The sequence below is a fragment of the Ideonella sp. FW305-24 genome (genome assembly GCF_058788035.1).
Genome location: NZ_JBYTAI010000008.1, coordinates 84,133 through 108,831, shown reverse-complemented (window position 1 = coordinate 108,831; position 24,699 = coordinate 84,133). Strand labels below are relative to the sequence as shown.

Here is a 24,699-nt window from a genome sequence, read left to right as displayed (position 1 = left end):
ACCAAGGAAACACCATGAAGGCATTTGTTCTCGACCGCTACGCCAAGAAAGGCCTTCTGCGGCCAGCCGAGCTGCCAGACCCTGATTTGCGCGACGACGAGGTCCTGGTCGAGGTGCACGCCGCCGGCGTCAACCTGCTGGACGTCAAGATCCGGGACGGCGAGTTCAAGCTCATCCTGCCCTACCGGCTGCCGCTGGTGCTGGGCCACGACGTGGCCGGCGTGGTGCGCAAGGTCGGCCCGCGGGTGCGGCAGTTCAAGCCCGGCGACGAGGTCTACGCGCGGGTGGATGACTTCCGGATCGGCACCTTCGCCGAGCTTGTCCCGGTCAAGGAAAGCTCGCTGGCGCCCAAGCCCAGGAACCTCTCGATGGAAGAAGCCGCATCCATCCCGCTGGTGGGCCTGACGGCCTGGCAGGCGCTGGTCGAGACGGCCAGGCTGAAGCAGGGAGAGAAGGTCTTCATCCAGGCGGGTTCCGGCGGCGTCGGCACCTTCGCCATCCAGTTGGCCAAGCACCTGGGCGCCACTGTGGCGACCACCAGCAGCAACACCGAGCTGGTGAAGCGCCTAGGCGCGGACGTGGTCGTCAACTACAAGACGCAGGATTTCGCGCAGGTGCTGCGCGACTGCGACCTGGTGCTGAACAGCCAGGACGGCAAGACCCTCGCCAAATCGCTCGGCGTGCTCAAGCCCGGCGGCAAGCTCATCTCCATCTCCGGCCCGCCGGACCCGGCCTTCGGCCAGGCCATTGGCTCGCCAGGCTTCGTGAGGCTGGTCATGCGGCTGCTGAGCGCAGGCGTCAGGCGCAGAGCCAGGAAGCTGGGCGTCGACTATTCATTCCTGTTCATGAAGGCGAACGGCAGCCAGCTGCGCGAGATCACCAGGCTCATCGAGGCCGGCGCCATCCATCCTGTGATCGACAAGGTCTTCCCGTTCGCATCCACCAACGAAGCCATGGCCTACGTCGAGGCCGGCCGTGCGAAAGGCAAGGTGGTGATCAAGATCAGGTGAGGATGGCCTCAGGGCCATGACGCAGCGCAAGCTGGCGGCAGACAAGGCGCGACGCACGGCCAGCCGGGTCGCACAATGAATCTCTTGCCAGCCAACCCTGAGGACTCGCCAGCATGACCACGCGTCGCACCTTCATCCAGATCATTCCGGTCACCAGCCTCGCGCTGTTGGCCGCACAGCAGGCGCGCGCCGCAGACGTCGACCCCAAGGATGCCCAGGCCACGGCGCTGGGTTATGTGGTGGACGCCACCAAGGCCGACAAGGCCAAGTTCCCGAAGTACGCCGCTGGACAGACCTGCGCGAATTGCCAGTTCTACCAAGGCAAGGCGGGCGACGCGAGCGGTGCCTGCCCGCTGTTCGCCGGCAAGAACGTCGCGGCCAAGGGCTGGTGCAGCGCCTACGCGAAGAAGGCCTAGACCTGGACCTGGCGGGGCCCGGCTGGACGGCAAGCCGGGCTGAACCTGCGGCAACTTCCGGTGCTCCGGTGCTTCAGCCGTTGGACCTGAAGTGCAGGGGCCTGCAAGACGATCCCTTGCGGCATGGCAGTCGCACTTGCCATCGCGCATGATCGCCCGGCGGACGGCCCAGTTTTCCGGGTCACTTTGCAAACGCCCACACATTCGACTCGTTGTGCCAATGGTCCTCGCCCTAAAATTCACCTCGCCATGGCATACAAACCTCCGACTCACATTCTTGAAGTCCTGCAGAAGATCGAGTACGAAGAAGCGCTGCCCGACGGAGATCCGCGTTATGTAGACACGCAGACGGCACGTGGCAGCGAGAAGACCTTTGCACGGCTGGCACGCAAGTTCGGCTGGGATACGGCGACGAATGCCTTCTTTGCCCCCAACGACAAGCATGTGCTGTTCTTCGGCCACATCGGCAGCGGCAAGACCACCGAGCTGCGCCGATACGCGGGCAGGCTGAACGAGTCGAAGCGCTTCTATGTCGTTGAAGTCGACGTTCTCGCCAAGCTGGACCGCAACAACCTGCAGTACACGGAAGCGCTGATGGCGATGGCTGAAACGCTGCTGGAGCGTCTCAATGCCGATGGATTCTCGCTCGGCGAAGACTCGCTCAAGCCCGTGCGCGACTGGTTCGCCAGTGCCATCCAGACGCGCAGCACGAACCGGGAACTGAGCGCGGAACTCAAGACCGGCATCGAGGCTGGCGGCGGTATCCCGGGAATCGTCAAACTGTTCGCAGGCTTTACCACTGCGTTCAAGACCGGGTCGAGCCAGAAGAGCGAGTGGCGGCAGGAGATTCGCAACGGCTTCACGACCCTGGCGATCGCGTTCAGTAACCTCATTCGCACAGCAGAAGCCGAGTTGACGCGTGCAGGGCGCGCCGAAAGAGTGCTCTTCCTGATCGACGGCACCGACAAGATGCGCGGTGAAGACACCCAGCAGTTCTTCGTACAGGATGCCGAGCAACTCCTGGCAATCCAGACCCTCGCCATCTACACCGCCCCACTCCACCTCAAGTACGACGGTCGGCTGGGCGGCAAGCTCGATGCTGACATGGTGCTGCCGATGATCAAGCTGCAAGAGCGCGACAGCAGCCCCTTCGAGCCCGGTCTGACGGCCATGCACGAACTGCTGCTGCGGCGCGCTGACAGCAGCCTTTTCTCCAGCGACACTGAAGCAAAGCGCCTGGTGGAATACAGCGGCGGTCATCCGCGCGAGCTGCTACGCCTGTTGAAGCTGTGTTGCGAAGTGGCAGACAGCTTGATCGACGCGGCAGTGGTGCAACGCGCCATTGAACAACTCGCATCCGACTACCGCTACTTTCTGAAACCCGCCGACTACCTGCTGCTGAAGGCCATTGACGCCAATCCGGCCCACGGCGGCAACGACGAACAGGCGCAGGAACTGCTGCACCGGCTGGCGCCGCTGCAGTACAACGATGGCGCCTGGCGCCGCAGCCACCCGGTGGTGCGCACGCTGGAGGGCTACCGACTGGCCGTGGTGCCGGCTGCCGAGCCTGCAACCGCGCCAGCCGCAGCTCCCCCAGCCTGACCCAAGCGGCAGTCTGCGAAATGGCCGGCTCCGCCTTCGATGTTGAACAACTGCGGTTGGCGGCGGCACGTGGTCTCCCAGCGTCTTGCCACGACGATTTCCTGCGCCTTTCGCGCACGCTGGTGCACGGCCCGGCCTTCCAATGGTTGCTGGTCGATGCGCCCGACGAAAACCTGCGCAAACAGGTGATGACGGCGCTCGACGAGGTCTTGCGCATGGCAGGCCTGAGCACCAGCCGCCTGCCGCTGAGCGACAGGATTGCCGACGCGGCCATGCTGGAAGATCGCCTCATCAAGAACGCCCGCGCAGGCGCGGTGGTCCACGTCGTCGGCCGGCCGGCCGGGATGGTTCGATTCGGCGCGGTGGGACGCTTTCAACGCACGCCGCGAACGCCTTGCCTCGCAAGCCCGCGCCCGCCTGGTGTTCTGGCTCGATGCCGATGCGATTGCACTCGCCTCAAGCAAGGCGCCTGACTTGTGGGCCTGGCGAGGCGGCGTCTATGCCTTCCTGCCCGCCGCAGCGCCTGCGGCATCTGCAACCGCCATCGGTTCCAGCCCAGAGATTGGACTCACAGGTGGGCATGTCCCGCTGATCCCGCCCAGGCCAGCCGGCAGGGACAACCGTTCGATGGCGGAACGCAGCCGCCGTGTGGCCGAGATTCGTACCTGGCTGGCGACCGAGCCGGCCCCGCCGGACGAATTGCTGGCGGCGCCTGTCGATGAACTTGGCCGGTTGCTGCATGACCTGGGCGACTACGACGCCGCGCTGCAACACTGGCGCGAGGTCGAACTCCCTTTGCATCGGCGACTGGGTGACGAACGAGCCGAAGCCCTGACCAAGGGCCAGATCGCCGACATCCTGCGAGCCCGCGGCCAGCTCGACGAGGCCCTGCGCATCCGCACCGAAGAACAACTGCCCGTCTATGAGCGCCTGGGCGACGTGCGCTCCAAGGCCGTCACCATGGGCAAGATCGCCGACATCCTGCAGTCCCGTGGCCAGCTCGACGAGGCCCTGCGCATCCGCAAGGAGGAACAACTACCGGTCTTCGAGCACCTGGGCGACGTGCGCTCCAAGGCCGTCACCATGGGTCAGATCGCTGACATCCTGCAAGCCCGCGGCCAGCTCGACGAGGCCCTGCGCATCCGCCGGGAAGAACAACTGCCGGTCTTCGAGCACCTGGGCGACGTGCGCGCGAAAGCCATGATCATGGGCAAGATTGCCGACATCCTGCGAGCCCGCGGTCAACTTGACGAGGCCTTGCGCATCCGCAGGGAAGAACAACTGCCGGTCTTCGAGCGGCTGGGCGACGTGCGCGAGAAGGCCGTGACCATGGGCAAGATTGCCGACATCCTGCAAACCCGCGGCCAGCCCGATGAGGCCCTGCGCATCCGCAGGGAGGAACAACTGCCGGTCTACGAGCGGCTGGGCGACGTGCGCGGAAACGCGATCACCAGCGCAAAGATCGGGTTGCAGTTGCTGGATGGAGAAGGGGCAACGGCGGATGAAGCCAGGCAGTTGCTTGAGAAGGCGTGGATGGAGTTGTCACGCCTGGGTTTGCCAGAGGCAGATGCCGTTGCCGAAGACATGCGCATGCGAGGCTTGAAGTTGCCCGCCAGCCAACGACCTGAGTGACATGCAAATGCCTGTCCGGGGAAACGGGGGGCATTGCTGGCTTACGGCGTATTCACGCCGGCTCGCGGCAGCCACATCTCGATGCGGGTACCACTCGCCGACACCTCGACCACAACCCGCGCCTCGTGCACCTTGGCCACCTCGGCAACGATGGCCAGGCCCAGGCGGCCGCTGGCGGCGGGGGTGCGGTCGCTGCCGGTGCGCAGCAGCAGTTGCTGCGCCGCGTCGGGCATGCCGGCGCCATCGTCGGTGACGATCAAGGCGGCTTCCTGTTCGGTGACGGCCATCAGCACGTCGACCCGGCCGCCGGGGCGCGAGAACTTGAGGGCGTTGTCGACGAGGTTGCAGAAGGCCCGGGTCAAGGCCTCGCGGTGGCCGAGCACGGCGACGCCGAAGACCAGCGCCTGCTCCAGCGTGCGGCCTTCCTGGACGGCGCGGCGCTCGAAGGTCTCGCAGGCCTCGTCGATCAGCGAGGCCAGGTCCAGCGAGACACGGCCGCTCGGCGGCAGCTGGCTGAGGCGGGCAATGTCCAGGAAGCGATCGGTCATGGTCAGCGCGCGCTGCGCCAGGCGGCCGGTCCGCAGCAGCGTGTCTTCGCGCGGCGTGTCGGACAGCGCGGCGGCAATGGCCGTCAGCGGCGCGCGCAGGTCATGCGCCAGGAAGGCCAGCGTTTCCTCGCGCTCGGCGCTCATGCGCGCCTGCAGCTCGTTGCGCCGCAGCAGCTCGGTCTGGGCCGCACGCAGATCCGACAGCGCAGACCCCAGCGCCTGGGCACGCTTGGCTTCGACGTCGGCGAGGCGGCGCAGGTGTTCGCTTTCGGCGCGCGCCCGCTCGGCCTCATGCCGCAGCTGCGTGGCCATGGCCCGGTCGCGCACCTCGCGCCCATGCGTGGCCTCGCGGGCGGCCGCCGCAGCGCGCGCGCAGGCATAGGCGCGGGCGTGGTCGCCGACCTTGGCATGCTGCTCGGCGACGAGGGTCAGCAAGTGGTCGGGCACCGTGAACCCTGGAATCTCGGCCGCGACATCGAGCGCCAGCCCCAGGTAGTGCAGCGGCGCACTGGTGGCCGCGGCCATGGTCGGCGGCGCGAGCTCGAAGCGGTCGTGCAGTTGGGCCAGAAACTGCAGCACCTCGATCTGGGCGGTCAGCTCGCCATTGGCCACGGCGGTGGCGAGCGCTTGAAGGGCGTCCTGCTCGGCTTCCGGACCACGCCCCAGCAGGGACAGGGCACGGGCGCGGCCGATGTGAACCGAGAATAGGAACTGCTCGCGGTAGTGGCCGTGCGACTTTCGTTCGAGTTCCGCATAGGCGATCAGCGCGGCTTGCGCGTCCCCTCGCTGGAGGGCAAACAGGCCGCTGAAGCTCAGTGCCGGCAGGTAGAAAAAGCAACCCGTCAGCGGCGCCAGCACGCCGATGGATTCGTCCAGCATGGCCTGCGCGGCTTCGGGCTGGTCCAGCTTGGCCAGGACCGGTGCCATCTGCACCAAGCCGGCACCGATGGCCACCGGCCAGCCGGTGCGGCGCGCCATGTCCAGCGACTGCTGGGCCCAGTCGAGGGCAGCGCCGTGGTCGTTGAGCATGGAGAAGGCCAGGCCCAGGTTGGCGGCGGTCGAGATCTGCTTCCTGACCATGCCGCAACGCCCGGCGGCCGCCATCTGGTCGCGCAGCCAGGCAATCGCGGGGCCGTGATCCCCGCGCTTGAAGGCCATGGCCACCCGGAAGTCGTTGGCCACCACCGTCAGGACCGGAATGCCAGTGGCGACCAGATCGTTCATGGCCGCCGCCCAGCAGGTCTCGGCGTTCGGGTCGTTGGCAGCCGCCGCGTTGTAGGCCAGGGCCGCATGGACCAGCGCAACGCGCAAGCCGTCGCCCCCCGCAATGGCGCAGTCGCGTGCGCGCGCCAGTGCTGCGTCACGCTCCCGGTACTGGCCCAGGTCGCTGGCGATGTTCGCGGCCAGCATCAGCGCGTCGCAGCAGCCCGCGTGCTCACCCCGGCCCATGAACGCCGCCAGCGCTGCCTGCGCCTGAGCGCCCGCTGCGTCGAAGTCGGCGCGCAACAGGCAGGCCTCGGCGCGCACGAGTGACAGGCGCGCAAGGGCCGTGCCGGCAACCGTCGGCGCGCTGGTGGCCAGCAAAGGTTGCGCTTCATCGGCCAGGACCGCGGCGAGCGCCGGGTCGCGCTGCCTCAGGTGCCAGGCAAGCGTCACCAGCTGCAGCGCGCGGGCTTCGCCGAAAAGCGCCGGCAAACGGTGCTGCCAGGCCGCGACGAATTCTTCGGTGGCAACCGGCTCCAGCGCTTCCATGAGATCCGCGCCGGGCTGCGGGTTCACCGTGAGGACCCCGGCGATTCCAGGCGGTAGCCCGAGCCGTAGACCGCCGCGAGCCGGATGTCCCGCCGCGCCAGCCCCAGCTTCTTGCGCAGCGCGTGCACGTTCTGCGCCAGCGTGTGGGGCGCCACTTCGCTGCTCTTGCCCCAGACGCCGGCAATCAGTTCAGCCCGCGGGATGAAGCGGTCCGGGTTGTTCATCAGCAGCCAGATCAGGTCGAACTCGCGCGGCGTCAGCGCGAAACGTGCGTCGGGCTCGTCGACGTCGCGCACGCTCTGGCGCGCATAGTCGAGCCGGTAGGGGCCGAAGCTGACGCTGCCGCTGAACGCGGCCGGCGCCTGGTTGACCCGGCGCGCCAAGGCCTGCAACCTGGCGCGCAGCACCGGCCTGGCGACCGGCTTGGTCAGGAAGTCGTCCGCACCGGCCTCGAAGGCCGCGACCACCCGCTCCTCGTTGTCGACGGAGGTCAGCATGACGATGGGCACCGCCAGGCCAAAGCGCTCGCGCACCCGGCGCAGCACCTGGTAGCCGCTGAGGTCCGGCAGCATCCAGTCGAGCACGATGAGCTGCGGCGTGGACTCGGCCAGCGCCTCGAAGAAGCTGCCCGCGGTCCAGAAATGGCGGACCTGGAATTCCGTGGCCGCCAGGCTCGCCATGAAGTGCGCTGCGTGCTCGGGATCGTCTTCCAGCAGAAAGCTGCGCATTCATTCCCTTCTGCAATTGCCGCGTGCAAATGACCCAAGCGGCCCAAGCGATTATGCGGTCGAGATCAGTTGCGCTTGTCGAGCAGGAAGGCGTGAGGCACGCCGTTCAGCAGGCCATTGCCGGCGATCTGGCCCTTGGCATTGATGGCCGTGGCCTGCACGAAGGTCCAGCCGGCGGCGTTGTCGACCAGGCTGGCGAGGTCGTGCATCTTGCCGCCCTTGTAGAAGAAGGCCGAGGGGGTGCCTGCCGCGTCCACCATGCCGCCGACCACCGCGTCATGGTCGTTGAGCGCGGTGGCGAAGCTGCTGCCGCCATCGGGCGCGCCCAGGTCGATCATCGTCGTGCCGTCGAAGAAGAAGGCGTGGTGGTTCACACCGTCTGCGACATCGGCGTTGCCCACCACGTGGCCAGCGGCATTGATGGCCATGCCGATGGAGGACCGGCCACCCAGCGTGCCAAGCTCGCGCCAGAAGCCGACCGTGGGGTCGTAGAGGAAGGCATGCGAGCCGGAATACGGCACCTGCGTGGCGCCTGTGATCTGGCCCGCGTCATTGACGCCGCGGGCATCGCAGCCGGAGGTCGGCACCAGGCAGCTCAAGCGGGTGAGCTTGCCGTCCTGGTACTTGAAGGCGTAGATCGAGCCCCACACCGGATCCAGGATGCCGGTGCCCACGACCGTGCCGTTGCCGGAGATCGCATGGGCATGGCTCTCGCCGGTGCCAAGGGGAGCGATCTCGACGGCGCCAGCCGCCTTGCTCCACCAGGCCGACGTTGCCAGCGAGCTTTGCTTGTCCATCAAGGTGCCCGCGACCTGGCCGGCATCGTTCAGCGCAGCCCCGGCGATCACCGAAGGCACCGAATGCCATTGGCCACCGAAGTAGCGCGCCACCTTGCCGTTGCGCTCACCGAGCACGTTGGCATTGGCATTCAGGCTGGTCGCGCTGGTGTTGGGGCCCAGGTCCACAAGTTGGTAGGCCGGCGCGGCCAGGCAGGCCGGTGCGACGAGCGACAGCGCCGCAAGAAGCGCGGCACAGGAAAGGGAAGACGAATGCATCGTGAGCCTTTGAATGGCGAAATAGAGGGACGGGGTCGGCCGCCGTTGGCGACTACTGCCTGGTCGTCTTGACGGTGATGTTGTCGATCACCGTGTTGCCGTCGGCGGGGCCGCTGAACGAGAAGCCTGCGATGCCGGTGGCCGACTTGAAGTGCAGCGTCTGGTAGCGGCTGGTCGGCACGTCCTTGTAGCTGTCGACCCGCAGCACCTTGGAATAGACCGGATTGCCATTGCTGTCCCAGGCGGAGAAGGTCGACTCCACGTACACCGCCACGTCGATCTGCATGGCCTTGAGGGTGGCACCGAAGGCCGGGTCGAAGTTGATGGTGATGGGGGACGAAGACCAGCCGCCGTCGCTGCTCAGCACCAGGCCGCTGCCAGCCATGCCGCGCACGGTGTTGCTCGGGTCCGCCCAGTCGTCATCCACCAGGCAGTAGTTGGCGGCGCAGTGGTTGCTGGCGTTCGAGTGCTTGCCGAACCAGCCCGACTCCCAGGCAGGGAACGCGGCGTTGAAGTCCTCGGTCTTGGTGGCCGCCTGTGCAGACAGCGCCGGACCGAAGGCACAGGCTGCCATGCAGGCGAGCTGGAACAGGACAGAGCGGGCAGTGGTGGTGGGCATGGCGTGGTCCGTGGGGGCTGCGATGACCCCATTGAACGCGCCGCCGCGCCGCGGGACAAGGGCAACTATCAAACATCATCAATGGCCGGGCAGCGCCACCTTCGCATCAGCGCCTCCGCTTTGCGTCCGCCGCCATCCCGCCTGATGATGTCCCTGCCGGCAGGCGGCGAGTAAGATCCGCCAGCGCGCGGCAGGCTCACTGCATGCGCGCCCACCCGGACATCCGGTAGCGGTTTCGATTGCGAGGTTTGTGTGGCGATGCCCTGGGACAGACCTCCGCTCCGGCAGGCCGTTTGGCCGCGCGACCGCGCACGTCGCCCTTGCCCGTGACGCGACCGTCCGACCGGACCGGTTCGCAGACAGACCCGCCTTCGTCTGTGTGCTCGCCCCCGCTCTGGTCCGTGCGGGCCCTGCTGCTCTGGCTGGTGCTCGCATGCCTGTTGCCGGGCCTGTGCGGGGTGGGCCTGCTGATCTACCGCATGTACGAGGACGGGCGGCAGCAGATCGAGAAAAACACCGTGCAGACGGTCAGGGCCATGGTGCAGGCCGTGGACGGGCAGCTGGACGCGGCCAGGGTCGTGGCGGTCGCGCTTTCCACCTCCAGTTTCGTTGCCGTGTCCGATTGGGCCGGCTTCCATCGGCGCGCCTCCGAGCTGATCCAAAGCGAAGGCATCGGCCTCAACGTGGTCGTCAGCGACGCCAGCGGCCAGCAGTTGGTGAACACCCTGGTGCCCTACGGCGGCGCGTTGCCCCGGCATGCCGACGCAGCCCAACTGCGCAGCATCTTCCTGACAGGCAAGCCACTGGTGACCGACCTCTATGTCGGTGCCGCAGCCGGTACCCTCAGGGCCTCGGTGGTGGTGCCCGTGTTCGCAGGCGACCAGGTGCGGTATGCGTTGGGGGTCAGCATCGGCGCGGACCAGCTGGGCGGCATCCTGCGCCAGCAACAGTTGCCTGCCGATTGGGTCAGCAGCATTTCCGACAGCACCGGCAGCGTCGCGGCGCGGTCCCACCTGTCCGAGAAGTTCGTCGGCAGCCGGGTGAATCCCGAGATCTCCAGGCGCCTGCTCAGCACCTCCGAGGCGGCGTTCGAGTCGGTGACCAAGGAAGGAGTGCCGGCCCTGATCGTGGTCAGCCGCTCGCCGGTGTCGCGCTGGGCCGTTGCGATTGCAATCCCCTTGTCCATCCTGCAGGCGGACCTCAAGCGCAATCTCCGCTACGTGAGCCTGGGCGGCCTGCTGGTGTTCGCAGCCAGTGCCTGGTTCGCCCGGCGGCTGGGCAGCGCCATCGGCAGGTCGGTTCAAACACTCACCGATTCGGCCAGCGTGTTGGCGCGTGGCGAGCAGGTGCAAGCTTGCGGCGCGAGCTTTCGCGAGGCAGACGAGGCAGGCAGGGCCATGGTCCACACCTCGGACCTGCTGCGCCAGCGAACCCAGGCCCTGACGGCAGCCTATGCGGCGCTGCAGGAGCGGGAGACGACCCTGGCAGAGGCCCAGCGCCTGACCCACATCGGGAGCTGGTACTGGAACGCGGCGACGGACGAAACCGTCTGCAGCGACCAGATGTGCAGGATCTTCGGCAGGGCCGTCATCCCGCCGCTGAAGGCACAAGCCGACACGCTCTATCCGCTTGCGTCTTGGCAACGGCTGGAAGCGGGCATCCAGGCTGCCGCGCAGACCGGTGTGGGGTACGACCTTGAGTTGCCGGCGCTGCATGCCGACGGCACGCCGATCTGGGTCAACGCACGCGCAGAGGCCGCACGCTCGGGCAGCGGCGAGATCATCGGCCTGCGCGGCACCGTGCAGGACATCACCGAGCGCAGGCGCACCTCGGCGGAGCTGGAGCGCCATCGCCTGCACCTGGAGGACCTGGTCGCCGTGCGGACCCGGGAACTGGGGGCGGCCAAGGCATTCGCCGAGGCGGCGAACCAGGCCAAGGGCTCGTTCCTGGCGAACATGAGCCACGAGATCCGAACGCCGATGAGCGCCATCATCGGCCTGACACACCTGATGTTGCGCGATACCCAGGACGTGCGACAACGCGAGCGGCTCGGCAAGATCGACGGCTCTGCACAGCACCTGCTGCACATCATCAACGACATCCTGGACCTGTCGAAGATCGAGGCCGGCAAGCTGGAGCTGGAGGACATCGAGTTCTCCCGCGACGAGTTGCTGACCGGCGTCTTCGACATCGTGGGCGGGGCGGCCAGTGCCAAGGGACTGGAACTCGTGCTCGACACCGACCACATGCCCGAGCGCCTGCTTGGCGACCCCAAGCACCTCGCGCAGGCGCTGATCAACCTGCTGGCCAATGCCGTGAAGTTCACCGATCAGGGCTGGGTGCGGCTGCGGGCCGAGCTGCTCGCCGAGGACGGTGAACGCCTGCAGTTGCGCTTCGAGGTGTCCGACTCCGGCATCGGGATTCCGGCCGAGCGCCAGGGCAGGCTCTTCAATGCCTTTGAGCAGGCCGATGCCTCCACCAGCCGGCGCCATGGCGGGACCGGCCTCGGACTGGCCTTGACGCGCCACCTGGCCCAGCTGATGGGCGGCGATGTGGGCATGCACAGCGTGCCCGGCTCGGGCAGCAGCTTCTGGTTCACCAGCCGGGTCCGGCGCGGCGCGCAGGCCAGGCCCATGACGGCGCAGGTGCCCGTGGCCGGGCTGCGCGCGCTGCTGGTGGACGACCTGCCCGAGGCGCTGGAGGCCATCTCCGAAAGCCTGGGCTCGCTGGGCCTGCAGGTCGAGGCGTACCAGAGCGGACGGGCTGCCGTCGAGCAGGTCGCGCGCGAAGCCAGGATGGGCAAGAGCTTCGATGTGATCCTGCTCGACTGGCAGATGGACGACATGAATGGCATGGCCACGCTGGAAGCGCTGCGAAAGGTACTCGGCGAGGGCCTGCCGCCGTGCATCCTGGTGACGGCGCACAGCCAGACCGCCATGTGGCAGGCCGCACGCAGCGCCCGCTTCGATGCGGTGCTGGTCAAGCCGATCACGCCTTCGGCGCTGCATGACACGCTGGCCCGCGTGACACGCACAGCAAGCACCGAAGCCCGCCCCGAGGCCACGGCACCGGGCGCACAGGAGCTCGAACTGCGGCGCCTGCACGGCGGGCAAAGGGTGCTGCTGGCCGAAGACAACCCGATCAACCAGGAGGTCGCGGTGGAGCTGATGGCTGCACTCGAGCTCAGGGTGGAGGTGGCAGCCGATGGCGCACAGGCGGTCCGGATGGCGCTGTCGCGCAACTACGACCTGATCCTGATGGACATGCAGATGCCGGAGATGGACGGCCTGGAGGCGACGCGGGTCATCCGGGCCAGGCTGGGCCAGGGCCTGCCCATCGTGGCGATGACGGCGAATGCCTTTGGCGAGGACCGTGCCGCCTGTCTGGCTGCAGGCATGAACGATCACATCAGCAAACCTGTCGAGCCGCCGCTGCTCTACGCAGCATTGCTGCGCTGGCTGCCGCTGCCCGCCCGAACCCCGGCAGCGGCCCAAGCCGCGCCGGGCCCCATCGGCGCAGGGGCGTCGCCGGACATGCTGACGACGCAGCGCCTGGCCGGTGTTCACGGCATGGACCTTGCGCTCGCGTTGCACAACATCGGCGGCCAGATGAGCAGCCTGGCGCGGGTCCTGTCCAGCTTCGTGGACACCTACGCCGATGGCGCGGCCGAACTCTTGAACATGGACGCCAGCGGCCGGATGCCCCGCTGGCTGGCCGCGAGCCACTCATTGCGCGGCGCCTGCGCAGCCATTGGCGCCACCGAGCTCTGCGCAGACCTGACCGAGTTCGAGAATGCGCTGCACAGCACGGCGCGCGAAGCCGAACTGCCGGTGCTGGCCGGGCGCATTGACACCCGTCTTCGCACCCTGGTGGCTCAACTGCAAGTGGCGTTGCCCTGAGGCTCAGGGTTGGCGAACGGCCCCAGCTTCAGCAGCCGGGCGGCGTTCTGCTTCAGGATCAGCGGCTTGACCTGGTCCTTGAAGCCGGCTTCCTCGAAGTCGCTCATCCAGCGTTCGGGCGTGATCAGCGGGAAGTCGCTGCCGAACAGGATGCGGTCTTTCAGCAGCGTGTTGGCGTACTGGACCAGCTGCGCCGGGAAGTACTTCGGGCTCCAGCCTGACAGGTCGATCCACACGTTGGGCTTGTGCATGGCCAGCGAGATCGCCTCGTCCTGCCACGGCCAGGACGGGTGGGCGAGCACGATCTGCATGTCGGGGAAGGCAATCGCCACGTCCTCGACCATCATCGGGTTGGAGTTCTGCAAGCGCAGGCCGCCCCCGCAGCGCATGCCGCTGCCAATGCCCGAATGGCCGCTGTGGAAGATGGCCGGCAGCCGGTACTCGGCAATCACTTCATAGAGCGGCCATGCCATGCGGTCGGCCGGCTCGAAGCCCTGCACCGTGGGGTGGAACTTGAAGCCCTTGACGCCGTATTCCTCGATCAGCTTGCGCGCCTCGCGGGCGCCCATCTTGCCCTTGTGCGGGTCGATGCTGCCGAAGGCAATCATGATGTCCGGGTTGGCCAGCGCGGCCTCGGCGATCTCCTCGTTCGGAATGCGCCGCCGGCCCATCTGCGTCTCGGCGTCCACCGTGAAGTTCACGAAGCCGATCTTCTTCTCGCGGTAGTAGGCAATCGTCTCGTCCATCGTCGGCCGGCGGGAGGAGCGGAAGTACTTGTCGGCCGCGCGGTCGAACTCCTCGCCGTAGTTGTCGAAGGGGTTGCGGCAGGACACCTCCAGGTGGGTGTGCGTGTCGATCGCGATCAGCTCGTCCAGGTTCATCGAGAAAGCTCCAAATTTGTTTAAGTAAAACAATCAATTGACGGGTGCGTCATCGGGGTTTTCACGGACAAATATTCGATTGATCTGCGGGCGCGCCAGCGCAAATAATGATTAAGTTGCTGAATCATTTTTCTGCCTCCACCGGCACCTGCCCATGACCCTCCCGGATTTCACCCCCGCCACCGGCCTGCTGGCCGGGCTGCCGTTGCTGCAGATCAGCCAGCAAGGCGCCGTGGCCCACCTGCGGCTGAACCGCCCGGCCAAGCGCAATGCGCTGAACGACCCGCTGATCGCCCAGCTGCACACCGCGCTGCTGAACCTGCCGGAAGACGTGGGCGCGGTGCTGCTGAGCGGCGAAGGCGAACACTTCTGCGCCGGGCTGGACCTGTCCGAGCTGAGCGAGCGCAGCGTGGCCGAAGGCATTGCGCACTCGCGCGGCTGGCATGCGGCGTTCGAGCAGGTGCAGTTCGGCCGGGTGCCGGTCGTGGCGGTGCTGCACGGCGCGGTGGTGGGCGGCGGGCTGGAGCTGGCCAGCAGCGCGCATGTGCGCGTGGCCGAGCGCAGCACCTTCTACGCGCTGCCCGAGGGCCAGCGCGGGCTGTTTGTCGGCGGCGGCGGTGCGGCGCGCATTCCGCGCCTGATCGGCGCCGCGCGCATGACGGACATGATGCTGACCGGCCGCGTGCTGAGCGCCGACGAAGGCCTGCAGGCCGGCCTGTCCACCTACCTCACCGAGCCCGGCGAAGGCCTGGCGCAGGGCCTGGCGCTGGCCAGGAAGATCGCCGTCAACGCACCGCTGTCCAACTTCGCGGTGATGCAGGCGCTGCCGCGCATCGCCGGCCTGTCGCAGTCCGACGGGCTGTTCGTCGAGTCGCTGATGGCCGCCATCGCCCAGGGCGACGACGCCGCCAAGCAACGCATGCGCGCCTTCCTCGAAGGCCGGGCAGGCAAGGTGAGCGCCGCATGAGTGCGCCTGCCTATCGTGCATTGCGGGTTGGCGGTTGCCTGGAGGCGGCTGTCGAGTACCGCAACGATGGCACCGTGGTCCTGCGCTCCACCGAACCACTGTCGCCCTTCCCTGCCCGCCTGAGCGACCGGCTGGAGTACTGGGCGCGCGAAGCGCCGGAGCGAACGTTCATCGCCCGCCGTGGTGCGGACGGTGAATGGCAGCGCATCAGCTATGCGCAGATGCTGGCGCGCGCGCAGGCCGTGGGCCAGGCGCTGGCGCAGCGCGGGCTGTCGCACGACCGCCCGGTGGCCATCTTGTCCGACAACGACCTGGAGCACCTCACCCTGTCCCTGGGCGCGATGTGGGCAGGCGTGCCGTACACACCGGTCTCGGCCGCGTATTCGCTGCTGTCGCAGGACCACGCGAAGCTGCGCCACATCCTGGGCACGCTGACGCCGGGGCTGGTGTTCGCGTCCGGCCCGGCCTATGCAAAGGCGATTGCTGCGGCGGTGCCCGAAGGCGTGGAAGTCGTGCTGACCGACGGTGCGCTGGCTGGCCGCAGCACCACGCCCTTTGCCGAGCTGCTGGCCGCCAAGCCCGGCCCGGAAGGCATGGCCGCGCATGCCGCCGTTGGGCCGGACACGCTGGTCAAGGTGCTGTTCACCTCCGGCTCCACCAAGCACCCCAAGGGCGTGATGAACACGCACCGCATGCTGTGCGCCAACCTGCAGATGATCCGCCAGTCCTTTGCCTTCCTGGGCGACGAGCCGCCGGTGCTGGTGGACTGGCTGCCGTGGAACCACACCTTCGGCGGCAACCACAACGTGGGCATTGCGCTGTACAACGGCGGCACGCTGTACATCGACGAAGGCAAGCCCACCGCCAGCGGCATTGGCCAGACGCTGCGCAACCTGCGCGAGATCTCGCCGACCATCTACTTCAACGTGCCCAAGGGCTTCGAGGAAATCGTCTCGGCGATGGACGAGGACGACGCGCTGCGAGAATCGCTGTTCCGCCGCGTGAAGGCCTTCATGTACTCGGGCGCCGGCCTCTCGCAGGCCGTGTGGGACCGGCTGGATGCGCATGCCGAGCGCACCATCGGCCACCGCGTGCGCATGCTCACCGGCCTGGGCATGACCGAGACCGCGCCGTCCTGCACCTTCGCGCTCGGCGAAGACGTGCGCTCCGGCCACATCGGCCTGCCCAACCCCGGCGTGGAGCTGAAGCTGGTGCCCACCGACGGCAAGACCGAGATCCGCTTCCGCGGCCCGAACGTCATGCCCGGCTACTGGCGCGAGCCGCAGCAGACCGCCGAGGCCTTCGACGAGGAAGGCTTCTACCGCACCGGCGACGCGGTCGCCTTCATCGACCCCGAACAGCCCCAGCGCGGCCTGCGCTTCGACGGCCGCATCGCCGAAGACTTCAAGCTCTCCAGCGGCACCTTCGTCAGCGTGGGCCCGCTGCGCGCCCGCGTGCAGCTGGACGGCTCGCCCTGTGTGCAGGACGTGGTGGTGGCCGGGCTGAACCGCGACGACATCGGCCTCCTGATCTTCCCCCGCGTGGACGAATGCCGCCGCCTGGCCGGCCTGCCGGCCGACACACCGGCCGCGCAGGTGCTCAGCGATGCCAAGGTGCGCGATTTCTTCCAGAAGCTGGTGAATCGCCAATGGGCGGCCGGCACCGGCGGCGCGACCCGCGTGGCGCGCGCGCTGGTGATGGCCACGCCGCCGCGGCTGGACCTGGGCGAGGCGACCGACAAGGGTTCCCTCAATCAACGCGCGGTGCTGACCCATCGCGCGGCATTGGTCGATGCCTTGTACGACGGCCTGCCGGCCGACGCTCTCCATTCAATCACGGACGGCCTCGATGTGATTCGGCCGAAGACAGCATGACGATGATGAACCTGCAAGGCGTGGCCGCACTGGTCACCGGTGGCGGCTCCGGCCTGGGCGCGGCGACCGCGCGTGCGCTGGCGCAGAAAGGCGCCAGGGTCGCGGTGCTGGACATCAACGAGGCCGGCGCAGCCAGTGTCGCCGCCGAGATTGGCGGCCTGGGTTTGCGCTGCGACATCACCGACACCGCCAGCGTGCTGGCCGCGCTGGCCGCCGCGGCAGAAGCCCACGGCCCGGCGCGTGTGCTGATGAACGTGGCCGGCATCGGCGGCGCCAAGCGGCTGATCGCCAAGGACGGCACGCCGATGCCGATCGAGGACTTCCAGCGCATCATCAACGTCAACCTGGTCGGCACCTTCAACATGATCCGCCTGGCCACCGCGGCGATGGTCAAGCTGGAACCATTGCAGGACGGCGCGCGTGGCGTCATCGTCAACACCGCCTCGGTGGCGGCCTACGACGGCCAGATCGGCCAGGAGGCTTACGCCGCGTCCAAGGGCGGCCTGGTCTCGCTGACGCTGCCGCTGGCGCGCGACCTGGCGCAGTTCGGCGTGCGCGTGGCCACCATCGCGCCGGGCCTGTTCCTCACGCCGCTGCTGCACGAACTGCCTGCCGAGGTGCAGCAGTCGCTGGCCGCGTCCATCCCGTTCCCCAAACGCCTGGGCCAGCCGGAAGAGTTTGCCGAACTGGCGCTGCACATCGTCCGAAACGGGCACCTCAATGGCGAGGTGATCCGGCTGGATGGCGCCTTGCGCATGGCGCCCCGCTGAGAAGCTGTTCCCCCAAAGGCCGCGCTGACGGCCAACCCACAACGGAGACAAACCGATGGACCTCGATCGCAGACAGTTTTTGGTGGCGACCGGCAGCGCGCTGGCCGCCGGCACGCTGCCCGGCCTGGCCTGGTCGCAAAACCTGGAGACCGCCAGAGTGATCGTCGGTTTTCCGCCCGGCGGCACGACCGACGCCGTCTCGCGCCGCATCGCCGACAAGCTGCGCGGCAGCTATGCCAAGGTCGTGCTGGTTGACAACAAACCCGGCGCAGGCGGCCGGCTTGGCGTGGAAGAACTGCGCCGCAGTTCGCCGGACGGCAGCTCGCTGCTGCTCACGCCAGCCTCGATGATCACGCTCTATCCCCACATCTTCACCAAGCTGCCCTACACGGCAGACGACGTGAGCCCGGTCTGCACCGCCTGCGTGATCAGCTTCGCTTTCAGCGTCGGCCCCGCAGTGCCGGCCGCGGTGAAGAACCTGAAGGATTACCTGGCCTGGGTCAAGGCCAACCCGGCTCAAAACAGCTACGCCACCCCCGGCGCAGGCTCACCCAACCATTTCCTTGGCATGCTGCTGGCCAAGGAAAGCGGCGTGGAGCTGAACCACGTGCCCTATCGCGGCTCGGCGCCCGGCATCCAGGACCTGATGGGCGGCCAGGTCCCGGCGATGAGCTCCCCCATCGGCGACTACCTGCCCCACCTCGCCAGCGGCAAGCTGCGTGTGCTGGCCACCTCCGGCCCCAAGCGCTCACGCTTCACGCCCGACGTGCCCACCTACGCCGAACAAGGCTTCCCCGCGCTGCAGATCCAGGAGTGGTATGGCTTCTTCCTGCCCGCCAAGGCCTCGCCGGAAGTCGTCAACCAGGCAGCCACCGCGGTGCGCGCCGCAGTCGCCCTGCCCGACGTGATCGAAGGCTTCACCCAGCTCGGCTTCGAAGCCTCGGCCAACACGCCCGCCGACATGGCCAAGGCCATCAAGGCCGAATCCGCCGCCTGGGGCCCGGTGGTCAAGCGCGTAGGATTCACGCCGGAGGCTTGAGCGCCTGCGACGGGGCCGACTTGGGCCCCCGTCGGCGCCGAAGAGATTCAGGCAGCCCGGCGCTTCTTCTGTCGCGCCCGCCACTGCACTTGGCCATGGCCGGAGCTCAGCGGCTGGCGGGGCAAATGCCCCTAGGTGCTGGACAATCCCGGCCATGAAGCCGAAAGCCGCAGCGCCGTCACCCGCAGCCTTGGTGCCCGAGGGCATCGACGAAGCCGCCCTGATGGGCGATCTGCGCGCGCTTGTCAGGTCGGCCCGCGAGCGAATTGCAGCGGCTGCGTACGCCACTTAGACCTTGCTGTGCTGGCACATAGGCAAGCGCCTTGCGAGAGAGCATCTTCAAGGCGGCAGGGCGGCGTATGGCAAGCAGATTCTCGTGACGGTGTCACGAGAATTGACGGCCGACCATGGCCGAGGGTTCAGCTACGCCGAGCTGGCCCGCATGATCCAGTTTGCCGAGGCATTTCCCAGCGAAGCCATTGTCGTGACGCTGTCACAACAATTGAGCTGGTCGCACAGCGCAGCGCGGCGCTGCGCTGCGACCCCGAAGGCGAGCAGCCGTGAACCCACCAATTCAATGCGAATTTTGGCCAACTCGCGCCGGTGATCCGGGAGCCTAGCCAACCCCAGCGGCAGACGCCCCGCGCCGCCACTCTCCCGGCCGCTGCCCCGTCTGCGCCTGGAAGGCGCGGGACAGCGCGGCCTCGTTGCTGTAGCCCACCTCCTGGGCCACCAGCTTCAATGGCATGCCGGCAGCCAGGTGCTGCTGGGCCAGGCCAATGCGCCAGGCCTGCAGATAGGCACCCGGCGTGACGCCCACCACGTCGCGGAAGGTGTTGGCGAAAGCGGTGCGGCTCATGCCGGCCAGTTCGGCCAGGCTTTCGAGTGACCAGGGCTGCTGCGGGCGCTCGTGCAGCGAGACCAGCATGTTGCGCAGCCTCGGGTCGGCCAAGCCGGCCAGCATGCCCGAGCGCACATGGCCCTGGTCCATCACCACCCGCAGCAGCTGGATCAGGAGTGCCTCGAACAGCCGGTCCAGCATGGCCTGGCGGCCGCAGTTGCGCGCGTCGGCCTCAGAAAACAGGTGCCTTAAAAGGAAATCCATCTCCGGCACCTGGGCCAGCGGCAGCTGCACCACGTCTGGCAACGCCGCGGCCACCGGGTTGGCCACGCTGCCGGTGAACTCGATGTGGGCGCAGACCATGTCGGCCCCGCGCCGGGCATCGGTGATGAAGCGGCGTGGCAGCGGCCGCGGGTAGAGCAGCAGGCTGGGCTCGCTCACCTCCAGCGGCGGCGCCGCGCCGAAGTGGTCCACCGCCAACCGGCCGGCGCGGACGACGTGCAATTGCCCGCGCGTCTCATCTTCGCCAATGGCGTTGATGCCGCACAAGGCCCCGCTCTGGAAGGTGCGCGCCGAGACTGAAAAGCGCTCGAACAGCGCGGCGAGCCGGTCCATGGGTGTGGCCGTGCAGCCAGCTTCGTTGAGGTCAGGCGTGAGGCTCACGGTACTAATTGATATTTTTCAAGAACGCAAAGATACCAAACATACAGACCCGGCAGGCAAAGTTCAGTCATCGAACGCCGCGCTGAAGCCCTCTCTGGACCACAGCGCGGCGCCGAGCCTCAACCGTCAGCCCATAGGAACTGCCATGACCTCCGTTCGCACCCTGATCGCTTCTGCCGCCGCCGCCCTCGCACTCGGCACCACGGTCGGCTCCGCCACTGCCGCCGGCAGCCCCGGCGTGGAGCACCAGACCCAGGCCTTCCTGGAGGCCTTGGCCAAGGGCGGCGGCCAGCCGCTGGAAACGCTCAGTCCGGCCGATGCGCGCCAGGTGCTGGTCGGTGCGCAAGCCGGCGCCAAGCTGCCACCGGCCGACGTGAGCGAGAAGACCATCCAGGTGAACGGCCAGCCGCTGAAGCTGCACATCGTGCGGCCCGCGGGCGCCAAGGGCGTGCTGCCAGCCTTCATCTTCGTGCACGGCGGCGGCTGGATCCTGGGCGACTTCCCCACGCATGAGCGCTTCGTGCGCGACCTGGTGGCCGACTCCGGCGCGGTCGCGGTGTTCGTCAACTACGCGCCTTCGCCTGAAGCCCGTTACCCCGTGGCCATCCAGCAGATATATGGTGCAACGAAGTGGGTCGCCGAACACGGTGCCGAGATCGGTGTGGACGGCCAGCGCCTGGCCATCGCCGGCAACAGCGTGGGCGGCAACATGGCGGCCGTCACCGCGCTGATGGCCAAGGAACAGCATGGCCCTGCCCTGCGCGCGCAGGTACTGTTCTGGCCGGTGACCAACGCCAGCTTCGAGAACGCCTCCTACAACGAATTCGAGGCCGGCCACTTCCTGACGCGGCCGATGATGAAGTGGTTCTGGGACGCCTACACCACCGACGCCAAGCAGCGCCAGGAGATCCACACCTCACCGCTGCTGGCCACGGCCGAGCAGCTGAAGGGCCTGCCGCCGGCGCTGGTCATCACGGCCGAGAAGGACGTGCTGCGCGACGAAGGCGAAGCCTACGGCCGCAAGCTCGACGCCGCGGGCGTGCCCACCGTCGTCACCCGCTACAACGGCATGATCCACGACTTCGGCCTGCTGAACGTGCTGGCCGACGTGCCGGCGACCCGCGCCGCGCTGCACCAGGCGAGCGAGGAACTGAAGGCGCGGCTGCGGTAAGCCACCTCGCCATGGCCCATGGCCTTTGGCCATGGGTCCGGGCCTGGTGCGGCTTCAGTGCGAGGCCGCGGCAGCGGGCCCGGAAAACGTCGGCGCGGGCTGGCCGTCGATCTGGACATTCACGCAGGCCGGCAGGCCGCTGTCGAAGGCGGCGTGCAGCGCCGCGTCGAGGTCTTCCATGCGGTCGACCGCCACGCCGAAGCCACCGAAGGCTTCGGCGGCCAGGTGGTAACGCGCCGATGCGCTGAGGCCGCAGCCGATCAGCCGCGCCTCGCCGTAGCTGCGCAGCTGGATGACATGCTCGGCGTTCCAGCGCAGGTCGTTGCCGATCACCGCGGTGAAGGCCGCGCCCTCGCGCACGGCGGTGTCGAACTCGGTGAAGTGGAAGCCGGCAGTGCCATCGCCCATCAGCAGCACGACGTGGGCCTCGGGCCGAGCGATCTTGGCCGCGATCGCGTAGCAGGTGCCGCCTCCGATGGCGCCCGCCGTGCCGTTGACGATGCGGATGGGCGCGCTGCAGAAGGCCTGCGCCCACTGGCCAAACTCGCCGCCGTCGCACACCAGGATCACTTCACGCTGGACCTCGCGGATGTCGAGCTGCCGTTGCACGGCCTGGCAAAGTGCCGGGGACGCGATGGCGCCGCTGGCGGTGGCGGCAGGCAAGCTGCGGTCGGCCAGGTCGCGCTGGACGCGGGCTCGCCAGTCCGCCCTGGGTGATGCCGGCGCAACGGCCAACGCGCCGAGGGCCTGCAGCGCGTCGGCCTGGCATCGCACGCGCAGGCGTGGGCCGAGCAGGCGCTCGGCGCGGTCCAGCACCTCGGGGTCTGGATCGATCACCACAAACGCCGCATCGGCCGCAAACGCGCTGCGGCCAAATCCCAGCGTGAAATCAAGTGGCTTGCCCGCGAGCACGACCAGGTCGGCCTCGGCCATGCTGGCTGCGATGGCCCCGAGCGAAGGATCGCGCAGGCCGCGCGGGCTTTCCATCGCGACCAGTGGCACCTGCAGCGCGTGCGCAGCTTGGCGAAAACCTGCCAGTCGGTGATGTCGACACGCGGCGGGCCCGCAGAGGATCAAGGGCCGCCGCGCGGCTGCGAGCAAGCTCGCGATGGCGGCCCGCACCGCCGGGTCGACTGCACGCGGGTTTGTCGACGCAGGCAGCGGTGGCAATGCCGCGGTCGCTGCTGAAGCGGTCAACAAGTCGAACGGCAACGCGAGGTGCACCGGTCCCTGGCGCGGCGCCAACGCCAACGCAATGGCGTGGTCCACCGCCGGCACCAGCGCATCGATGGCGCCCACACGCGCCGAAAGCTTGGTCAGCGGCCGCGTCATGGCCGTCTGGTCGAGTTCCTGGAACGCGCCAGTGCCATCTTCGGCCAGTGGCGAATCGCCGGACAGCAGCAGCAAAACCGGGCTTTCCGCATGGCGTGCCGAGAAGAGCGGCGCAACGCCGTTCGCAATGCCAGGCCCGGCCGTCAGCAGCGCCACGCCGATCTCGCCGGTGACTTGTGACCACGCGTCGGCCATGAACACCGCGGCGGCTTCGTGGCGAACGTGCACGATGCGGATCTTCGCGTCGATGCAGGCATCGTAGATCGGCATGATCTGGTTGCCAGAGAGGCTGAAGATCGTGCTCACACCCTGGCGCGCCAGCGCCTGCACCACAAGTTCCGCTCCGCGCATCGCGCCTCCTCCTGCCTGCCGCCACATCGCGCCGGCACACTGCCGGGCGCCGCCTTGGGACGTAATGTCGCCCGCGCAAGTCCGGGGTCGCAGCACTGCTTCAGAAGCATTTGTCCAATCGATATCTGCAGAGCGTTGACCCCCTGGGAACAGGGCAGCCAGACCGAAACAAGGCGCTCGGCACGCTCGCAATCTGCAGGGCACGCTACGCGGTGGTCAGCCTCGGCGAATGCCGAGTCGACCCGTTCGTCCGCTGCCAACCCTCTCGTTCAGAACCCTTCATGCGCATCCTGGTTGTGGGCGCCGGTGCCACCGGCGGCTTTTACGGCGGCCGCCTGTTCCAGGCCGGTCGCGATGTCAGCTTCCTCGTCCGCCCGGCCCGCGCCGGCCAGTTGCAAGCGCGTGGCCTGCGCATCGCCAGCCCCTATGGCGACGCTACGCTGCACCCACCGCTGCTGACCGCGGCCACGCTCGCGCAGCCTTTCGACATGGTGCTGCTCTGCGTCAAGAGCTACGCGATTGAACAGGCCGTGGCGGACATGGCACCCGCCGTCGGACCCAACACCCTGGTCATGCCGGTGCTCAACGGCCTGCAGCACATGCCCCTGTTGACCGAGCGCTTTGGCGCCGCCGCCGTGCTGGGCGGCGTGGCCACGTGGCCACCACGCTGGACGACCAAGGCGGCATCGTCCAGTTCCAAGGCCCGCAGCGCCTGACCTACGGCGCCCTCGTGCCCAGCCTGCCCGGCGCGGCGTCCCTGCAGGACCTGCACGCGCAGATGCGCGGCGCCGGCTTCGACGCCGTGCTGTCTTCGCACATCGAGCAAGACCTCTGGGACAAATGGATCCGCCTGGCCACGCTGGGTGGCATCACCTGCCTGCTGGGCGGCACCATCGGCGAGATCGAAGCCACCCCCGGCGGTGCCGCCCTCGCCCGCCAGCTCCTGCACGAATGCGTGGCCACTGCCAGCGCCTGCGGCCACCCGCCCAGCGCCGACTACATCGCCGACACCGAAGCCTTTGTCACCACCCCAGGCTCACCGCTGGTCTCCAGCATGTACCGCGACTACCAGAAGGGCCACGCGGTGGAGTCCGAAGCCATCCTCGGCGACCTGCTGCGGCGCGCGCGGGCCAAGGGCGTCGCCACGCCCTTGCTGGCAGCGGCGCATGCGCGGCTGGGCGTCTACAGCCGCACGTTGAATCGCTGAGCTTCAGCGATCAAGGCATCTCCGCGTCCCCGTTGGCGCGCTCCAGGCATGCCAGGGCCACTCGCAGGCGCTCGACCAACGCTCGTGCCTGCGAGACGCTGAGTTCAATCTCTGTGTTCCCGACAATGGCCTCGTCCGACAGATCGCTCAACAGCTTGTCGCTGACAGGTGTGCCAGGATGCACATTCCACACCTCAAGGTTGACATGGTCAGCGTGGATGCCTTGTCTAACCTCGATGAAACCCTGTCGGTACGGCACGCCGCCGCACGTCAGGAGATCGCGGGATTCGGAAGAAGGATGCTGCGTCATATCCTGGCATGCTGCCATCTTCCAACCGTCTT

The 24,699-nt window shown here is 68.0% G+C and carries 23 protein-coding genes; 15 read left to right on the top strand and 8 right to left on the bottom strand.

From position 1 onward, the window contains the following. Positions 1 to 14 precede the first annotated feature (14 nt). The 5 genes from AC3WR5_RS21235 to AC3WR5_RS21215 all read left to right on the top strand — a co-directional run bounded on the left by AC3WR5_RS21235 (position 15) and on the right by AC3WR5_RS21215 (position 4,660). Positions 15 to 1,010 (top strand): NADP-dependent oxidoreductase, encoded by a 996-nt coding sequence (locus AC3WR5_RS21235; RefSeq protein ID WP_492486945.1) that lies wholly within the window; start codon positions 15 to 17, stop codon positions 1,008 to 1,010. Positions 1,011 to 1,123: 113 nt separating this feature from the next. Then, positions 1,124 to 1,426, top strand: coding sequence for a high-potential iron-sulfur protein (locus AC3WR5_RS21230; protein WP_141288780.1), 303 nt, complete (start codon positions 1,124 to 1,126; stop codon positions 1,424 to 1,426). A 249-nt stretch (positions 1,427 to 1,675) separates the two neighbouring features. Continuing rightward, the gene (locus AC3WR5_RS21225; RefSeq protein WP_492486943.1) at positions 1,676 to 3,028 is read left to right on the top strand and encodes an ATP-binding protein; all 1,353 of its coding nucleotides are present in this window, start codon (positions 1,676 to 1,678) and stop codon (positions 3,026 to 3,028) included. Between the two features lie 20 nt (positions 3,029 to 3,048). After that, positions 3,049 to 3,501, top strand: a complete 453-nt coding sequence (locus AC3WR5_RS21220; RefSeq protein ID WP_492486941.1) for a hypothetical protein — start codon at positions 3,049 to 3,051, stop codon at positions 3,499 to 3,501. 154 nt (positions 3,502 to 3,655) lie between these two features. Then, positions 3,656 to 4,660, top strand: a complete 1,005-nt coding sequence (locus AC3WR5_RS21215) for a tetratricopeptide repeat protein (RefSeq protein WP_492486940.1) — start codon at positions 3,656 to 3,658, stop codon at positions 4,658 to 4,660. A gap of 41 nt (positions 4,661 to 4,701) precedes the next feature. On the opposite strand, the gene AC3WR5_RS21210 is transcribed toward AC3WR5_RS21215, so the two are convergent. The 4 genes from AC3WR5_RS21210 to AC3WR5_RS21195 form a co-directional block, all read right to left on the bottom strand. Continuing rightward, on the bottom strand, positions 4,702 to 6,987 hold the full coding sequence (locus AC3WR5_RS21210) for a sensor histidine kinase (protein WP_492486938.1): 2,286 nt from the start codon (positions 6,985 to 6,987) through the stop codon (positions 4,702 to 4,704). Next, positions 6,984 to 7,688, bottom strand: coding sequence for a response regulator transcription factor (locus AC3WR5_RS21205; RefSeq protein ID WP_492486936.1), 705 nt, complete (start codon positions 7,686 to 7,688; stop codon positions 6,984 to 6,986). Before AC3WR5_RS21205 ends, AC3WR5_RS21210 begins: the two co-directional genes overlap by 4 nt. A 65-nt stretch (positions 7,689 to 7,753) precedes the next feature. Continuing rightward, entirely contained in the window at positions 7,754 to 8,743 is a 990-nt protein-coding gene (locus tag AC3WR5_RS21200; RefSeq protein WP_492486935.1) for a hypothetical protein, read from the bottom strand. Positions 8,744 to 8,795: 52 nt separating this feature from the next. Then, complete coding sequence (locus AC3WR5_RS21195; RefSeq protein WP_492486934.1) at positions 8,796 to 9,362, bottom strand: hypothetical protein; 567 nt, start codon at positions 9,360 to 9,362, stop codon at positions 8,796 to 8,798. Between the two features lie 401 nt (positions 9,363 to 9,763). On the opposite strand from AC3WR5_RS21195, the gene AC3WR5_RS21190 reads away from it, so the two are divergent. Further along, the gene (locus AC3WR5_RS21190; RefSeq protein ID WP_492486932.1) at positions 9,764 to 13,261 is read left to right on the top strand and encodes a response regulator; all 3,498 of its coding nucleotides are present in this window, start codon (positions 9,764 to 9,766) and stop codon (positions 13,259 to 13,261) included. Here AC3WR5_RS21190 and AC3WR5_RS21185 read toward each other — a convergent pair. Further along, positions 13,237 to 14,142, bottom strand: coding sequence for an amidohydrolase family protein (locus AC3WR5_RS21185; RefSeq protein WP_492486931.1), 906 nt, complete (start codon positions 14,140 to 14,142; stop codon positions 13,237 to 13,239). The genes AC3WR5_RS21190 and AC3WR5_RS21185 overlap by 25 nt on opposite strands. 154 nt (positions 14,143 to 14,296) lie before the next feature. Between AC3WR5_RS21185 and AC3WR5_RS21180 the strand changes: the two genes are divergently transcribed. From AC3WR5_RS21180 to AC3WR5_RS21155, 6 genes are all read left to right on the top strand, one after another. After that, a complete protein-coding gene (locus AC3WR5_RS21180) occupies positions 14,297 to 15,109 on the top strand; it encodes a crotonase/enoyl-CoA hydratase family protein (RefSeq protein WP_492486929.1) in 813 nt (270 codons plus the stop codon). Beyond that, positions 15,106 to 16,983 carry a feruloyl-CoA synthase gene (locus AC3WR5_RS21175; protein WP_492486927.1) on the top strand — a complete coding sequence of 626 codons (1,878 nt, stop codon included), beginning with the start codon at positions 15,106 to 15,108 and terminating at the stop codon, positions 16,981 to 16,983. Before AC3WR5_RS21180 ends, AC3WR5_RS21175 begins: the two co-directional genes overlap by 4 nt. 5 nt (positions 16,984 to 16,988) lie before the next feature. Next, positions 16,989 to 17,753: an SDR family NAD(P)-dependent oxidoreductase gene (locus tag AC3WR5_RS21170; RefSeq protein ID WP_492487205.1), complete on the top strand. Its 765-nt coding sequence runs from the start codon at positions 16,989 to 16,991 to the stop codon at positions 17,751 to 17,753. A 55-nt stretch (positions 17,754 to 17,808) separates the two neighbouring features. Continuing rightward, positions 17,809 to 18,792 carry a Bug family tripartite tricarboxylate transporter substrate binding protein gene (locus AC3WR5_RS21165; protein WP_492486926.1) on the top strand — a complete coding sequence of 328 codons (984 nt, stop codon included), beginning with the start codon at positions 17,809 to 17,811 and terminating at the stop codon, positions 18,790 to 18,792. Between the two features lie 154 nt (positions 18,793 to 18,946). Further along, entirely contained in the window at positions 18,947 to 19,084 is a 138-nt protein-coding gene (locus AC3WR5_RS21160) for a hypothetical protein (protein ID WP_492486924.1), read from the top strand. A 3-nt stretch (positions 19,085 to 19,087) separates the two neighbouring features. Continuing rightward, on the top strand, positions 19,088 to 19,399 hold the full coding sequence (locus AC3WR5_RS21155) for a DUF1016 N-terminal domain-containing protein (protein ID WP_492486922.1): 312 nt from the start codon (positions 19,088 to 19,090) through the stop codon (positions 19,397 to 19,399). Positions 19,400 to 19,408: 9 nt separating this feature from the next. Here the strand turns inward: AC3WR5_RS21155 and AC3WR5_RS21150 are convergent, their stop codons facing one another. Further along, positions 19,409 to 20,296, bottom strand: coding sequence for an AraC family transcriptional regulator (locus tag AC3WR5_RS21150; RefSeq protein ID WP_492486920.1), 888 nt, complete (start codon positions 20,294 to 20,296; stop codon positions 19,409 to 19,411). A gap of 145 nt (positions 20,297 to 20,441) precedes the next feature. Between AC3WR5_RS21150 and AC3WR5_RS21145 the strand changes: the two genes are divergently transcribed. Then, positions 20,442 to 21,467, top strand: a complete 1,026-nt coding sequence (locus tag AC3WR5_RS21145) for an alpha/beta hydrolase (protein ID WP_492486918.1) — start codon at positions 20,442 to 20,444, stop codon at positions 21,465 to 21,467. Positions 21,468 to 21,521: 54 nt separating this feature from the next. On the opposite strand, the gene AC3WR5_RS21140 is transcribed toward AC3WR5_RS21145, so the two are convergent. Then, positions 21,522 to 23,150 (bottom strand): thiamine pyrophosphate-binding protein, encoded by a 1,629-nt coding sequence (locus tag AC3WR5_RS21140; RefSeq protein WP_492486916.1) that lies wholly within the window; start codon positions 23,148 to 23,150, stop codon positions 21,522 to 21,524. 281 nt (positions 23,151 to 23,431) lie between these two features. Between AC3WR5_RS21140 and AC3WR5_RS21135 the strand changes: the two genes are divergently transcribed. Beyond that, positions 23,432 to 23,866 (top strand): 2-dehydropantoate 2-reductase N-terminal domain-containing protein, encoded by a 435-nt coding sequence (locus tag AC3WR5_RS21135; RefSeq protein ID WP_492486914.1) that lies wholly within the window; start codon positions 23,432 to 23,434, stop codon positions 23,864 to 23,866. Beyond that, positions 23,806 to 24,357, top strand: coding sequence for a ketopantoate reductase C-terminal domain-containing protein (locus AC3WR5_RS21130; RefSeq protein WP_492486912.1), 552 nt, complete (start codon positions 23,806 to 23,808; stop codon positions 24,355 to 24,357). The genes AC3WR5_RS21135 and AC3WR5_RS21130 overlap by 61 nt, the downstream gene beginning before the upstream one ends. A gap of 10 nt (positions 24,358 to 24,367) precedes the next feature. Here AC3WR5_RS21130 and AC3WR5_RS21125 read toward each other — a convergent pair whose 3' ends face one another. Beyond that, positions 24,368 to 24,667 carry a hypothetical protein gene (locus AC3WR5_RS21125; RefSeq protein ID WP_492486910.1) on the bottom strand — a complete coding sequence of 100 codons (300 nt, stop codon included), beginning with the start codon at positions 24,665 to 24,667 and terminating at the stop codon, positions 24,368 to 24,370. Positions 24,668 to 24,699: the final 32 nt, after the last annotated feature.